This window comes from Sphingomonas faeni (assembly GCF_040407495.1).
Taxonomy (GTDB): Bacteria; Pseudomonadota; Alphaproteobacteria; order Sphingomonadales; family Sphingomonadaceae; genus Sphingomonas; species Sphingomonas faeni_D.
Map to the genome: position 1 here is coordinate 36530 of NZ_JAPZPP010000003.1, position 14804 is coordinate 51333.

At 66.8% G+C, this 14804-nt stretch carries 12 protein-coding genes; 4 read left to right on the plus strand and 8 right to left on the minus strand.

Annotation, left to right across the window (positions count from 1 at the left end; genetic code table 11):
- Positions 1 to 4: 4 nt before the first annotated feature.
- Together O6W96_RS10075 and O6W96_RS10080 are read left to right on the plus strand one after the other, a co-directional pair.
- Positions 5 to 1801, plus strand: coding sequence for an alpha-amylase family glycosyl hydrolase (locus tag O6W96_RS10075; RefSeq protein ID WP_353469958.1), 1797 nt, complete (start codon positions 5 to 7; stop codon positions 1799 to 1801).
- A gap of 181 nt (positions 1802 to 1982) precedes the next feature.
- The gene (locus O6W96_RS10080; protein WP_353469433.1) at positions 1983 to 3299 is read left to right on the plus strand and encodes an MFS transporter; all 1317 of its coding nucleotides are present in this window, start codon (positions 1983 to 1985) and stop codon (positions 3297 to 3299) included.
- Between the two features lie 59 nt (positions 3300 to 3358).
- Here the strand turns inward: O6W96_RS10080 and O6W96_RS10085 are convergent, their stop codons facing one another.
- The 6 genes from O6W96_RS10085 to O6W96_RS10110 form a co-directional block, all read right to left on the minus strand.
- Entirely contained in the window at positions 3359 to 5029 is a 1671-nt protein-coding gene (locus tag O6W96_RS10085) for an ATP-binding protein (protein ID WP_353469434.1), read from the minus strand.
- 78 nt (positions 5030 to 5107) lie between these two features.
- Positions 5108 to 5827, minus strand: a complete 720-nt coding sequence (locus O6W96_RS10090; protein ID WP_353469959.1) for a TIGR02186 family protein — start codon at positions 5825 to 5827, stop codon at positions 5108 to 5110.
- Between the two features lie 38 nt (positions 5828 to 5865).
- Positions 5866 to 6780 (minus strand): sulfite exporter TauE/SafE family protein, encoded by a 915-nt coding sequence (locus tag O6W96_RS10095; protein ID WP_353469435.1) that lies wholly within the window; start codon positions 6778 to 6780, stop codon positions 5866 to 5868.
- A 165-nt stretch (positions 6781 to 6945) separates the two neighbouring features.
- Positions 6946 to 7833 (minus strand): hypothetical protein, encoded by an 888-nt coding sequence (locus O6W96_RS10100; RefSeq protein ID WP_353469436.1) that lies wholly within the window; start codon positions 7831 to 7833, stop codon positions 6946 to 6948.
- Positions 7834 to 7940: 107 nt separating this feature from the next.
- Positions 7941 to 9383: a glycosyl transferase family protein gene (locus O6W96_RS10105; RefSeq protein WP_353469437.1), complete on the minus strand. Its 1443-nt coding sequence runs from the start codon at positions 9381 to 9383 to the stop codon at positions 7941 to 7943.
- A 249-nt stretch (positions 9384 to 9632) separates the two neighbouring features.
- Positions 9633 to 10130, minus strand: a complete 498-nt coding sequence (locus O6W96_RS10110) for an outer membrane protein assembly factor BamE (protein ID WP_353469438.1) — start codon at positions 10128 to 10130, stop codon at positions 9633 to 9635.
- 134 nt (positions 10131 to 10264) lie between these two features.
- Here O6W96_RS10110 and O6W96_RS10115 point away from each other — a divergent pair, with 134 nt between their 5' ends.
- Positions 10265 to 10771 carry a ubiquinol-cytochrome C chaperone family protein gene (locus O6W96_RS10115; protein ID WP_353469439.1) on the plus strand — a complete coding sequence of 169 codons (507 nt, stop codon included), beginning with the start codon at positions 10265 to 10267 and terminating at the stop codon, positions 10769 to 10771.
- Complete coding sequence (locus tag O6W96_RS10120) at positions 10768 to 11292, plus strand: DUF177 domain-containing protein (RefSeq protein ID WP_353469440.1); 525 nt, start codon at positions 10768 to 10770, stop codon at positions 11290 to 11292. Before O6W96_RS10115 ends, O6W96_RS10120 begins: the two co-directional genes overlap by 4 nt.
- 204 nt (positions 11293 to 11496) lie before the next feature.
- Here the strand turns inward: O6W96_RS10120 and O6W96_RS10125 are convergent, their stop codons facing one another.
- Both O6W96_RS10125 and O6W96_RS10130 read right to left on the minus strand, forming a co-directional pair.
- A complete protein-coding gene (locus O6W96_RS10125; RefSeq protein WP_353469441.1) occupies positions 11497 to 12033 on the minus strand; it encodes a SixA phosphatase family protein in 537 nt (178 codons plus the stop codon).
- Between the two features lie 8 nt (positions 12034 to 12041).
- Entirely contained in the window at positions 12042 to 14795 is a 2754-nt protein-coding gene (locus tag O6W96_RS10130) for an ATP-dependent DNA helicase (protein ID WP_435372212.1), read from the minus strand.
- Positions 14796 to 14804 lie beyond the last annotated feature (9 nt).

The window sequence follows — 14804 nt, forward strand, 5'->3', positions numbered from 1 at the left end:
GACTATGACCTCCACCGAGCGCCGTCTCGATGCGCTCGCCCCCCTCCTCAAACGCCAGCTCGAACGGCTGTACGGCACCGATCGGCTGGCGACGCTCTGGCCGCGGATGGAGACGATCCTCCGCGGCCGGGCGGCCGAGCGGCCGGCGGCGATGGTCGCGCTCGACGAAGCGCGACTGGCCGATCCCGACTGGTTCGTCGCGCCCGACATGCTCGGCTATTCGACCTATGTCGACCGGTTCGCCGGCACCGTCGGTGGGCTGATCGACCGCGTCGACCATCTCGAATCGCTCGGCGTGCGTTACCTCCATTTGCTCGCGTTGCTCAAGGCGCGCGAGGGCGACAGCGATGGCGGGTTCGCGGTCGCGGATTATCTCGCGATCGAGCCCCGGCTCGGGACGATGGCCGATGTCGAGCGGCTTGCAGCGCGGCTGCGCGAGGGGCGAATCAGCCTTTGCGTCGATCTCGCGCTCAACCATACGGCGGACGATCACGCCTGGGCGAAGGCGGCGCTGGCGGGCGACCCGCACTACCGTGCCTTTTATCATGTCCTGAGCGCAGACGAGGCTCAGGCGTACGAAGCCGACCTTCCGCAAGTGTTTCCGACGACCGCACCGGGTAACTTCACAGAAGTGCCGGCAATGGGCGGGCAGGTCTGGACGACCTTCTATCCGTTCCAGTGGGACCTGAACTGGTCCAATCTCGAAGTCATGCTCGCCATCGTCGACACGATGCTGAGGCTGGCGAACCACGGTTTCGAGGCGTTCCGGCTCGACTCGATCGCGTTCCTATGGAAGCAGATCGGCACCGATTGCCGCAACCGTCCGGAAGCGCATTTCATCGTCCGCGCGCTCAGGGCGGCACTCGACATCGTCGCTCCGGCAACGCTGCTGAAGGCCGAGGCGATCGTCCCGACCGCGCTCGTACCGCCCTATTTCGGCGCCGACGAAGGCGCGGACTGGGACGGCGGGTTCGAGCCCGAATGCCATCTCGTCTACAACAACTCGCTGATGGTCGCCGGCTGGGTCGCACTGGCCGAACAGTCCGCCACCCTCCCCCACGCGATCGTCGAGGCGAGCGGTGGCCTGCCGCGTGGTGCCAACTGGCTCAGTTACGCGCGGTGCCACGACGATATCGGCTGGGGCGCAGTGATCGGCGACCTCGCTGGGATCGACCCCGATCCGGTCGCGCGACTCAAGGTCGCGGCGCGCTTCCTCGAAGGCGGCGACGGCAGCTGGGCACGCGGCGCGCCGTTCCAGTCGGACGGGTCGGTGCTGCACGGCTCGAACGGAACGATGGCATCGCTGGCCGGACTTGAAGCGGCCAAAGACGATGATGCCCGCGAAATGGCGTTCCGGCGGATCGCGTTGCTCAACGCGCTGTCGATTGCGAGCGGCGGTCTGGCGACGACGTACATGGGTGACGAGGCGGGACTGCTCAACGACACCAGCTATCTCAGCGACCCCGAGCGCGCGCATGAAGGCCGCTGGCTGCACCGGCCAGAGATGGACTGGAAGGCGCTCGATGGCGTGGTCGCGCGGCGGATCAGCGGCGACCTGGAAGCGTTACGCGCGGCACGTATAGCGAGCGGCGGCGCGGGTTCGCCGACGACGATAGCGACGGGCTCCCCCGCACTGCTCGGGATCGGTTGCGGCAGCGACAGGGTGTTCCTGAACTTCTCCGACACGCCCGTCTCGATCGAAGGGTTGGCGGGCTGCCAAGATCGGTTGTCCGAACAGCCATGCGGCGCGACGCTCGCGGTCGAACCCTGGGGCGTCATCTGGGCAGGCCCCGCAGCATGAACCTGCGAACCCACAATCCTCCCCCGCAAGGGGGAGGTGGCTGGCTCTTGCCAGACGGAGGGGGAGGCATGCGAAACGCGGGTTCCGTGTCCTCCCCCTCCGTCACCTTCGGCGCCACCCCCCCCTGGCGGGGGAGGATCGATAGGTCCACGCCGGGCCATCTCGCACAAGAGGCATGACAATGAACCTCGGCCTCCTGACCAAGCCCCGCCTCTCGCTGATGCGGCTGATCGAGATGAACCTCGGCTTCCTCGGGCTACAATTCTCGTTCGGCCTGCAACAGGCCAACATGGCGCCGATCTACGGCTATCTCGGTGCGGACGAAGCCAGCCTGCCGCTGCTGTGGCTCGCCGGACCGATGACCGGGCTCCTGATCCAACCGCTGATCGGCGCGATGAGCGACCGGACCTCGACCCGGATCGGCCGCCGCACCCCCTATTTCCTGGTCGGCGCGATACTGTGCAGCCTGTGCCTGCTGGCGATGCCGTACAGCCCGACCCTGTGGGTCGCCGCCAGCCTGTTGTGGGTACTCGACGCGGCCAACAACGTGACGATGGAGCCGTACCGCGCCTATGTCGGTGATCGCCTCCCCGACGACCAGCGCGCCGCCGGCTTCCTGACGCAATCCGCGTTCACGGGCCTCGCGCAGACCTTGTCCTATTTGGCGCCGTCGCTGCTGGTGTGGATTGGCTTCAACAAGGACGCCATCGACGGCAACGGCATCCCCGACATCACGCGGATCGCGTTCCTGATCGGCGCGGTGCTGTCGCTCGCGACGATCGTATGGTCGGTCGTCCGCGTCCCCGAACTGCCGCTGCCGGTCGAGGAAAAGGCACGGCTGGCGAAGGAACCGCTGACGCTCGGCGGCACGCTGCGTGATCTCAAGACCGCACTGGTCGAGATGCCGAAGCCGATGCGACAGCTGGCGCTGGCGATGCTGTGCCAATGGTATGCGATGTTCGCGTACTGGCAGTTCATCACCTTCGCGGTCGCAAGGTCGCTGCACGGCACGTCGGATGCCAAGAGCGAAGCGTTCCGCGATACCGTGCTCACCGTCGGCCAGCTCGGCGCGTTCTACAACGCCGTCGCGTTCGTCGCGGCGATCGCGCTTGTCCCGCTCGCCCGTCGCTGGGGCGCCAAGAGCGCACACGCCGCCTGCCTGCTCGCGTCGGGCGTGGCGATGCTGGCGATCCCCGGCCTGCGCACCGAACCCGCGCTGTTCGTGGCGATGCTCGGCATCGGCATCGGCTGGGCGAGCATGATGGGCAACCCGTACATCATGCTGATCGACATGATCCCACCCGAGCGCAACGGCGTCTACATGGGCATCTTCAACATGTTCATCGTCATCCCGATGATCATCGAGAGCCTCACCGTGCCGCTGTTCTATCACTCGCTGCTCGGCGGCGAACCGCGCAACATCCTGTATCTCGGCGGCGCACTGATGGTGCTCGGTGCGATCGCAACGACCCGGGTGACGATGCCTGGCCGCCGATAGCGAAGAGACCATACTGGCGTCGCAGCCCGCCGCAAAACTCCGTTCGCCGATTTGCGCCGCTATTTCCCTTGGGCACGCCAGCGCTGGACGATGCGGCCGATGATCTGGTCTTCGTCACCGACGTCGCGCCAGAGTTCGGAGAACAGCGGATCGCTCGACGCCGGTCGCTTCGATTCCTCGAGCCGATCGAAGCTGACCCGGATCGGGATCGTCACGCCTTCCCCGCAGATGATGCACTCGCGATTGCGCAGCGCGGGGATCGAATCGAGAAATCCGCGCGCGCCCTCCGGCATCGCCGCGCGGACGAACGCCTGGTCGCGATCGTTGTTGAGGCGCATCGCGATGATCGTCCCGCACTGCGACAGCACGCCTTCCGCGAGGTCCGACGGACGCTGCGTGATCAGACCCAGCGAGACGCCGTATTTGCGGCCTTCCTTGGCGATCCGGCCGAGGATCCGCCCGACCGCACTGCTGGTTTCCTGGCCCGCCGGGATGTAGCGATGTGCCTCCTCGCAGACGAGCAGGATCGGGCGTTGCGGCTCGTTGCGCGACCAGATCGCGAAGTCGAACGTCATGCGCGCAAGCACGGCCACGACGACCGCGGTGATGTCCGACGGCACGCCCGAAACGTCGATGATCGAGATCGGCTTGCCGTCGCCAGGCAGGCGGAAGATGCGGGCGAGGAAGCTCGCCATCGTGTCCGCGACCAGCATGCCCGAGAACATGAAGCCATAGCGCGGATCGGCCTTGATCTCGTCGATCTTGGTCTTCAGCCGCAGATAGGGCGCGGTGTCGCCGGCGCGGTCCATCTTGCCCATTTCGGCGTTGATGATCGTCGTCAGGTCGCTGAGCAGATAGGGAATGGGTGCGTCGACCGTGAGCTTGGCGATCTCCTGGCCGAGCCGGCTCTTGGCCTTCGCCGCCAGCAGGCATTTGGCGAGGATGTCGGCATCGAATTGCCGCGCAGAGCCGCTGCTGGTGAGGAAAACCTCGCAATGCTCCTCGAAGTTCATCAGCCAATACGGCATCTGCAGGTTCGAGACGTCGTAGATCGCGCCGTTGGACTTGAACGCGGCAGCATATTCGCCGTGCGGATCGATCATCACGATGTGACCCTGCGGCGCGAGTTCGCAGATCCGGTGGAGGATCAGCGCAGCGCCGGTCGACTTGCCCGTGCCGGTCGATCCGACGAGCGCGAAATGCTTGCCGAGCATCGCGTCGACGTACAGCGCGGCGCGGATGTCCTCGGTCGGATACACCGTGCCGACGGTGATGTTGACGCGGTCGTCGGCGGCATAGACCTGTTCCAGATCGGAACTGGTGATCGGGAACACTTCGCAGCCCGGCATCGGATACCGCGTGACGCCGCGACGGAAGCGGTAGAGCTTGCCGGTGAGTTTTTCCTCGTCGCCCTCGCCCAGAAAATCGACCTCGGCGGCGATGCATGTGCCAGCCGCGTCCTCGAGTTTCAGCGAGCGGACATTGGCGACCAGCCACGTTCCGCCGACCCGCATCTTGACCTGGCTACCGACCTGGCCGGCGGCCGCGACGACGGGGTCGGGATCGTCGAACAGCCCCCCGATCGATGCACGATCGAACAGCACGCGGCTGCTCGATCCGGCGATCGCGAAGACGACCCCGATCGGCGTGGCAACCGCATCCGCGCTGGCGCGACCAGCGTCCAGCGACATTGCGCGCAAGAACGCGTCCGATCCCGGCATTTGGCTCATTCGGGCAAGATCCCCAGTCATTCCATCGATACCCTGCCCGCAAAGGCGTAAACATCCGGTGACGATGGTGAACGCGCGCTACAGTCTTCGTGCGATCCAGCCTGCCGCCCAGCCAAGGAACACCGACAGCGCGACCGTGACCAGCCCGTAGATTACCGACGAGCGCTCCGCGGCGCGGGCGACGAATCGCTCGAAGCCCGATTTGCGAATCTCGATGTCACGCACCGCCGCCGCCAGCACGCGGCCGTCGCGAATCAGGAACGTCTCCGCGGTAAAGCGGCCGACCGGCACGCGCGCCGGGATCGAGACGCGCGCGCGGTACAGCACGCCGTCGGTGATCTCGACTGCGCGTGGCGCCTCGTAATACAGGCCGGCGCGGCGCTTGAGATCGACCAGGCCTTTCTGGAAACGGTCCTGCGTATCGGCCGGCGCGCTGGACGCGGGCGACAATTGCAGGCTGTCGAGCCCGAGTTCGTAGATTGCGCGCGTCCGATCGTCGACGAGGCGGTCGATCGGTTTGGACGAGGCGATCGCGTAGAAACTGGGGGCCGAGCGATAACGCAGCCGCGAGGCGTTGACCCAAATGCCCGCGACCTTCTCCTTCTCGCGCATCAGGACCGACTGGGTCGGGCCCTTCACCACGACGACGACATCGGTCGGATGCTCGTCGCTCGGCAACCGCCCGCCAGGATAGAGGATTGCGCCGAACAGCAGCAGCTCGGCGCCGGTAAAGCTGTAGGCGATCTCGATATTGCGCTGCGACACGTCGGGGACGAGCACCGGCTTCGCCTGCGCCATCAGCAACGGCGCAAGCAGGATGAGCCAGCGCGCGCGCCTCACGAAAGCGTGACCGAGAAGATCTCCTCGGGCCGCCAGACCAGCCCCAGCAGGATACGCGCGCCGACCAGCAGCACCATCACGGCCAGCGCGAGGCGGAGATATTCGGGGCGGAACTTGGTCGCGAACCGCGCACCGATCTGTGCGCCGACCACCGAGCCGAGCAGGAGAAGCCCGGCGAGGACGATGTCGACTGCCTTGGTCGTGGTCGCATGCACCATCGTCGCGACGGCGGTCACGAACAGCGTCTGGAACAACGACGTGCCGACCACCACGGAGGTGGCCATGCCGAGCAGATAGATCATCGCCGGGACAAGGATGAAACCACCGCCGATACCGAGCAGGATCGTCAGGATACCGGTAAAGAAGCCGAGCAACAGCGGTGCGAGCGGCGAGATATAGAGGCCCGACGCATAGAAACGCGTGCGCAGCGGGAGTGCGGCGACGAGCGGGTGATGGCGGCGTTTGCGCGCTTTCGGCGGGCGCCCGGTACGCGCGCGACCGATCGTGCCGATCGATTCCTTCGCCATCAGGCCGCCGATCGAACCGAGCATGACGACATAGACGATCGCGATCACCGTATCGATCTGACCACTTTGCTGGAGCAGCCGGAACAGCCAGGCACCGAAGAACGAACCGAGGATACCGCCCGCGACCAGCACCCCGCCCATCTTGGTATCGACGCCCTTGCGCCGGAAATGCGCGAACACCCCCGACACGCTCGCGCCGGTCACCTGGCTCGCGGACGAGGCGGCGGCGACGGTCGGCGGGATCCCGTAGACGATCAGCAGCGGCGTCGTCAGAAAGCCGCCGCCGACCCCGAACATGCCCGACAACAACCCGACGCCGCCGCCGAGCAGGATGATGACAAGCGCGTTGACCGACAGGTTGGCGACGGGGAGATAGAGATCCACGGACATAGCGTTACACCGATTTGCGCAGGCGGGGCTAGCGGGACTCGGCCATGATCGCATCGATACGGCGCTGCCGCAGCCCTCGAGCCGATGTTTCTCGCCGGTTCGAAACCATACAGTCCAACCAGCGCTAGCTCGCGAGCACGCACTTGACGATGAACCGCGTCAGAAATCGGTACCGATCGACAACGCGGGGCCAGAACCGGGGCGCGCTCGTCCGGCGACCCTTTCGCGCCAGTCGAGCGCGAGCCGAAGAGATTTATGCGCGATCGGCAGCGTGGCGACGATCGACGGTCCGATGTCGAAGCGCGAGACCGAACGTTGCGCGCTGCCCCAGGCGCCGATGCCGATATCGACGTGCCCACCCGCGATGCTGCCGATCGGATGCGTGACCCGTGCCGAGGCATCGACAAAGCCTTCGATGCCGCCCCGCGCGATCGCGCCACCCTGGCCGTAGGCTTCTATCCGGACGCCGCGCGCGATCTCGGACGGACCATAGCCGGCGATGACGCCGACCGTCGGTCCGCCGCGCCCCCCATCGAGGACGAAACGCTGTTCCGCAATCAGGCGGATCGGCAACGTCGTCGGCTGCCAATCGACGCCCAGTGCGATTTCACGGCCGCGGCCCTTGAGTGGTGCCGCGATACGGGCGGCCAGGGCGACCCTGCGCCGCTCGCCAAGCGCGTAGGTGAACCGCATGCCGCCCTGCGACGCGCCGAGTTGACCGCCCGATACGGTCCCGGCAGGTCCACCGCGGACGAGCAGCCACGCGCTGCCGTTCAGCCGACCCGGCCCTCGAACCGATGTCGGCGGCGCGAGTGCCAAGGGGATTCGGACGGTCTGAAGACCAGGGGCGACGTGCGCGGCCAGAATGATGACCGGGTCCGGCGGCTGTTCGATCGATCGAGCGCGGCGTGGCGCCGGTTGTTGCGGCAAGGATCGGACGATCGGACGCGCAAGCGGTCTGGCGGGGACGGTCGATGCCACGAACTTGGGTCCGGCATGACCGGCTGCGACACTGGCGGGGACGAGACTTGCGATCAAACGCGGCAAGATTTCGATGCTCGGGTGCGACCCTATCTCGGGTAGCAACACCGCAATCCGGATCATCACCCACCCGCCCAGGGACACAGCCAGGAAGCGTAACGGGCGACCGCCCGTCATCCCCCCGCAAACCCTGCGGCATCCCGAAAGTCCGCGTCACCGGCGTGCTGGCTCGCCGGAGGGGCGAGATCGGGAAATTCGTGACGGGTCTTGTCCCACACCGGCGCCGCGCCGCGCAGCATGCCGATATAGCGCAACACGGCGTTCGGTGCTGCGACCAGCGACACGAAATTCCCGACGAAAAAACGCGGCAGCGACCAGACGGCTTCGCGCACGCCATAGCTGCGGCCCGTGAACAGCATCCGGAGCGCAAGTCGCCACGACAGCAGCGCGGCGTTGGCGAGGAACAACCAGAGCGATGTGGTATCGGCTCTGCTCGCGTCCTGCACCGGCGCGCCCATCAGCCAATGGACCATAATCGACAGGGTCCATAGCGGCATCGCGACATAGGCGACGGCCAGAACCACGACCGCGAGTGGTGCCCGCCGGTCGCGCATCCGCATCCAGTGGTCGGCCAACGCCCGCGGCCTCGCCCAGCCGGTTCGATCCCAACCGGCAAGCGCGATACCCGTCATCCAGCGCGTTTTCTGGCGAATCGATTCGCGCATCGTGCCAGGAAAATACGCGCGGACGGCGACGACCGTGCCGGCATCGTCCGCTGCAACGCGTGCGAAGACTCCCCGCGCGCCGAGTTCGGCCAGTCGCAGCCCGAGTTCGTAGTCTTCGGTCAGGCTGGATGCGTCGAACGGATTCCCACCCCGCGCCTGCGCAATCATCGCCAGCACGTCAGGGGCGATCGCGCATCCCGTCCCGGCAAGCGGCATGCCTGCCCCCAAAGCGGTCCGCACCAGGATCTGCTTGGCATGCGACTCCGCGAATTCGTCGGCATAATGCCCCGAGACCAGGCGCGACCCGCAATGGACCAACGGCAGGACGGGAAGCTGGACCACCTCGTACTGGTCGATCAGGCTGTCGAAGACGCGCAGTTCCTGGGCATGCACGACATCTTCCGCATCGTGCAGCACGATCGCCTTGGTCTTCACCGCATCGCGCGCGTCGTCGCGTCGGAGGGCCCGCCACACACTATTGAGACAGTCGGCCTTGGTGGTCGGCCCGTCGCGCGCACCGATCACGACACGGACGCGCGCATCCCGCTCCGCGACCGCCGCGACCGCATCGATCGTACCGCGATCATTGGGGTAGACGCCGACATATATCCGGTAATCGTCATGGTCGTAGCGATCGAGCGCCGTCGAGAGCATGGCCCCGATCACCGCCATCTCGTCCCAGGCGGCCACGAATACCGCAATTCGTCCCGAACTGCGCGGCGGCGGCAGCGTCGCGATGGTCAGACGGCGCCGACCGCCCTGCCGCACGCGCTGAGCCAGATAGAGCAGGTCGACCAGCAGATCGTCGATGCCGCCGATGAACAGCCCGACGCTGGCGAACAACATCGTTTCGCGTGCGAATGCATCGATCACCCACAGAGACTCGGCCACATCCTACCCCCGCCGATGGGATACAGTAGATTTACGTCCGTTCCGGATTCAGTAGCGTCGAAATCGGATGTTTCACGATTTTTGCAAGGAAAGCATCACCCCCGCGAACCATCGCGTTCGGTGGACGTTACACGGTGGATCCCTTTCCCCTTTCGGGATCAACGCCGACGATGCCCGGCCTGACCGCACCACCCCGTCGCGAGTGGTGCGGTTTAGGCCAGGACCATACCGGCCATCGGCAGCAGATCTTTAGGGCCGGTTGCGACCGCCGCCGCCGCCGGTGTTGCCACCGCCGCCCGCCCCTGCCGCGCCGACCGTGCCGATATTGCCGAACAGATCCTGGAAGAAGCCGCGCTCGCGACCCAGCGTCGGCGTCTTCTTGCCGTACGGGCTGATCGAGACGACCTGCTCGAGCCCGCCACGGCGGATCGCGGTGACGGTGCCCTTCTGGTCGAAGCTGATCTGCAGCGTGATCTGCGCGTTCGGGCGTGGATTGCGAAAGGCAAAGTTGCGGTTGTCGCGCGCGAGATAATACCAGTCACCTTGGTCGAACTGACCGGCGATGGTCGGCTTGCCGAGCGTCTGGAGCACCGATTGGCGGTTATCCACGCCGGGCTGGACCGAGTTGACGAGGTCGGTATCGACCACATAGCCCTGGTGCGAGCGCAGCTGGGTGCAGCCCCCGCTGGCCAATGCGGCGACCGCAAGTGCGGCGGCGAGACCCGTACGGGCGGAAAACACGCTCATATAAACTCCCAACCGGGGCACGCGAAAACACGTGACGGGTCCCACGCGATTGCATCGGCCGCCGATCGCCTCGATATGCGAGGATGCGCGGGCAAACAAGCCGAAGCGCGGCTTCGTGTTGAGGACGATAGATTTTGAGCTGGTTGGGAAGACTGCTCGGCGAGAAGCCCGACGAGGCGCTGCCGCTGTACACCGCCGTCGTCGGCCGGGCCCGCGCGGAACATTGGTACCGGGAGGGCGCTGTGCCGGACACCGTCGACGGCCGCTTCGACATGATCGCGACGCTGCTGGCGATCGTCATGCTGCGGCTCGAGACGGAACCGGCGGGTGGCGAGCCTGCCGCCCGCCTTGCAGAACGCTTCGTCGACGACATGGACGGACAGCTCCGCGAGATCGGGATCGGCGACATCATCGTCGGCAAGCATATCGGCAAGATGATGAGCATGCTCGGCGGGCGGCTCGGTGCATATCGTGACGGGCTCGGAGCGGGCGATATCGCGCCGGCCCTGGTGCGCAACCTGTACCGGGGCGCAGCACCAGACGACGCCGCGCTGACGCATGTTCGCGACTCGGTGATTGCCTTCCATGCCGGGCTGGCGGCGATGCCTTTACCGAATCTGTTATCTGGAGAATTGCCGTGAAGCCCGAGTTCAGCCGCCCCGAACGCCTCGACACGATCGGTGAGCGCGAGCGGATCGTCGAGATCGCCGCGACCGAGGACGAGCGTGCGGCGCTGGCGAAGCGGTTCGCGCTGCTTTCGATCAAGCGGCTCGACGCGCGATTGGGGATCAAGCGCACCGACAGCGGCATTGTCGTGAAGGGCCGCGTGACCGGCGCGGCGGTGCAGGCGTGCTCGGTGACCGACGAACCGCTCGATACGAAGATCGACGAGCCGGTCGCGCTGTTGTTCGTAGCGCAGTTGGTATCCGAGGGTGACGAGGTCGAACTGTCCGACGACGCACTCGACATGGTCGCGATCCAGGGCGGCACGATCGACCTTGGCGAAGCTGCGGCGGACACGCTTGCGCTGGCGATCGATCCGTTCCCGCGTGGGCCCAATGCGGCGGCGGCGCTGGCGGCGGCGGGGGTCATCAGCGAGGACGAGTTCCGGCCGGCAAATGCTTTTTCGGATCTGAAGGCGCGGATGGCGGGGAAGAGCTGAGTATCTTCCGCGCCTTAATCTTGTTGAGAGTGAGCTTACCCCAACCACCTGCACCACCCCGGCGAAGGCCGGGGCCCAGTTGGAAGGGTGGTCGTAACGAAGCGCTGCCCTTCGTTAGCAACGTCCCCCAATTGGACCCCGGCCTTCGCCGGGGTGGTGTGAGTTTGGAGGAATCTACCACCCCCTTGTTCTCCCGCGAATGCTTTAGTCCGCGTCGGGGCCTAAGGTCGGGTCGAGATCGCGCGGCCGGATGAAGCGGGTGAGCCGAGCCGTACCGGCCGCGACATCCCCCCATTCCCCCTCGAACTGAAGCTCGGCAATGCTCGCCGTCGGATACTTGTCCTCGACCGCGTCGCGCAGCGGATCGGCCCCATCGGCGACCAGCATCAAAACAAGATCCTCCAACCCGGGATTGTGCCCCACCAGCAACGCACTCTCCGCCTCGGCCGGAAACCCGTGGACCACATCCAGCAAGGTCGCCGCCGACGCGAGATACACCCGCCGATCCAGGTCCGGCGCGATCGTCCGGCCATAGCCCGATTCGATCTGCTCCAAAGTCTCCGAAACCCGCACCGCCGGCGACGCGATCGCATGATCGAACGCGAGACCCAGTGACCGCATGTGTCGCCCCACCATCGCCGCGGCGCGCTTGCCCTTGGCGTTGAGCGGGCGGTCGAAATCGCGTGCGACCGGATCGTCCCAGCCGGACTTGGCGTGGCGCAACAGCGTCAACGTCTTCATGGCAATCCTCAAGCCGGTTCGCGGCTTTTATGCCCTACCGATGCCCGCGAGGAAAGCCGGCTTGCGACTCGGGCGACCGCTTCTTCGAGTGTGACGCGGGCGATCGGCACGCCTGGTGGGAACGCGCTGAGTAACCGCGACGGCATTGCGGCGGAGAGCATCACGAAGACGCCCGAATCGTCCGCGCGGCGGATCAACCGGCCGAACGCCTGCGCCAGACGTGCGCGAACGAGACGGTCGTCATAGGCAGAACCACCGCCAGCCAGCCTGCGAGCGGCGTGCAGAACGGAAGGTTTAGCCCAGGGTACGCCCTCCATCACGACAAGCCGCAGCGACTCGCCGGGCACGTCGACGCCGTCGCGCAGCGCATCCGTGCCAAGCAGGCTCGCCCCCGGATCGTCGCGAAAAATGTCGACCAAAGTGCCGGTGTCGATCGGATCGACGTGCTGCGCGTGGAGCGGCAGGCCTTCGCGGGCGAGTCGATCGGCGATGCGGCCATGCACGCCGCGCAACCGCCGGATCGCAGTGAACAGCCCGAGCGTCCCGCCCCGACTGGCGACGATCAGCTGCGCATAGGCGTTGGCAAGCGCGCCGATGTCGCCGCGCTTCACGTCGGTGACGATCAGAACTTCGGCTTGGCGCGTATAATCGAACGGGCTCTTCGCCTCGAACCGTGCGGCGGGGCGAAGCAGATGCGGCGCGCCGCTCCGAGCTTCGGCCACCTCCCAGTCGCCGCCGCCGGTGAGCGTTGCCGACGTGACGAGCGCACCGTGCGCGGGCTTGAGCACGATCTCCGCGAACGGACGGGTCGGGTCGAGCCAGTGCCGGTGGAGGCCGATGTCGAACTCGCGGCCTTCGATCCGGTCGACCGCCAGCCAGTCGACGAAATCGCCGTCGACGGGTCCGCCGACCCGCGCGAGCAGCGACAGCCACGACGCCACCGTCTCCGCACGCCAGCCGATCGAGGCGATCGCGCCCTCGACTCGCGCGCGGGCGGGCGCGTCCATCCAGTCGGGGGCTTCGGCGAGCACGGCTTCAAGCCGGCGACCGAGCGTTACGAGCGGACGAACGAGGGCGTCGAGTGCCGCAGCGGCAGGTGCGGCGGCTTCAATCAGAGTCGCGTCGGGTTCGGCCAGTTCGGTCTCCAGACCGTACCCCGCGTCGCCCGGTTGTTCAGCCCGCGCGTAGGTGAGGCCACGGACGGCGGCGAGCAACGTCTCGATCGGTCCGAACGGCGCGCCCTCGCCGAGGCGTTGCAGCCAGCCGTCGGACGCCAGCGCCCCCGCCGCGGTGACCGCATCACTGATCGCCCGCGCGCCCTGTTCGTCATAACTGGCGAGATCGGACAAGCGCGCCGCAAGACCCCGCCGCCGCCCGCGACCGCTCGATTCGGGGCCGAGAATCCAGCGGCGAAGTTCGATCGTCTCCGCACCCGTCAGTGCGGTGGCAAACATCGAATCGGCCGCGTCGAAGATATGATGCCCCTCGTCGAACACATACCGCGTCGGTCGGGTCGCGAGTTCGCGCCCTCTCGCGGCGTTGACCATCACCAGCGCATGGTTGGCGATGACGATATCGGCGTCGGACGAGGCGCGGGCGGCGCGCTCGATGAAACATTTCCGGTAGTGTGGGCAGCCGGCATACACGCACTCGCCGCGCCGGTCGGTCAGCGCGGTCGAGCCGTTGCGGCGGAACAGCGTCGGCAGCCAGCCGGGCAGGTCGCCGCCGACCATGTCGCCATCCGCGCTATAGGCAGCCCAGCGCGCGACGAGGTGTGCGAGGATCGCCGCGCGGCCTGCGAACCCGCCCTGCAACGCGTCCTCCAGGTTCAGCAGACAGAGATAATTCTCGCGCCCCTTCCGCGTGACGACCTTGGCCTTCCGGATCGCAGCGTCGGGATAAAGGCGCGCGGTTTCCTGTCCCAACTGGCGTTGCAGCGTCTTGGTATAGGTCGAGATCCACACCGCGCCGCCGGCCTTCTCCGCCCAGAGAGAGGCTGGGGCGAGGTAGCCGAGTGTCTTGCCGATCCCGGTACCAGCCTCGGCGAGGACGAGGTTCGGCGTATCGCGCATTGCCCGTGGTGCGAAGGCCGCGGTGGCGGCGCCGGCATAGGCGCGCTGCCCGGGACGTTCCTCGGCACCGTGGCCGGTGAGGTCGACCAGCCGCGCCTCGGCATCGCCGGGCTCGATCGTGACAGTACGCGGGGCAGGTCGCGGGGCGTGCTCCTCCCATTCGGGAAGCGACGAGAACAGCCAGCGTTCGTTTACCGCGGGTTTCTTCAGCCGTTCGGCAACGACTGGTGCCCAGGGCCAGCGCAGGCGGAACAGCGATTGCGCTGCGGTCCATGCGCCCTCACGCTCGAGCCAGTCGTCATCGGTAAGCGCCAGCATCGCCTCGGCCGCGCGCAGGAGGAACGGCGCGACCTCCGCGTCCTCGGTCGGCACGTCGAGGCCGGTGACCCGCGCGATCCCCTTCGGCGTCGGCACGGCGAACTGCGCGGGGCGAAGGAAAGCATAGAGTTCGAGCAGGTCGAGCCCCGACAGATCGGGATAGCCGAGCCGCTGCCCGACCAGCGGCGCGTTGAGCATGATGACCGGCGTGTCGGCCGCGATCCGGATCGCCTCGCCCCGCCCTATAGGACGCGCGCCATCCGCGTTCGCGATCCAGATGCCGGCGTGGCTGGCGTGGAGGGCAGGATAGCGAAGCACCGCCCGACCTTGCGGGACGGGGAACGAAAGGGCAACCTTTTGTGCCGTGAACATGCTAATTTG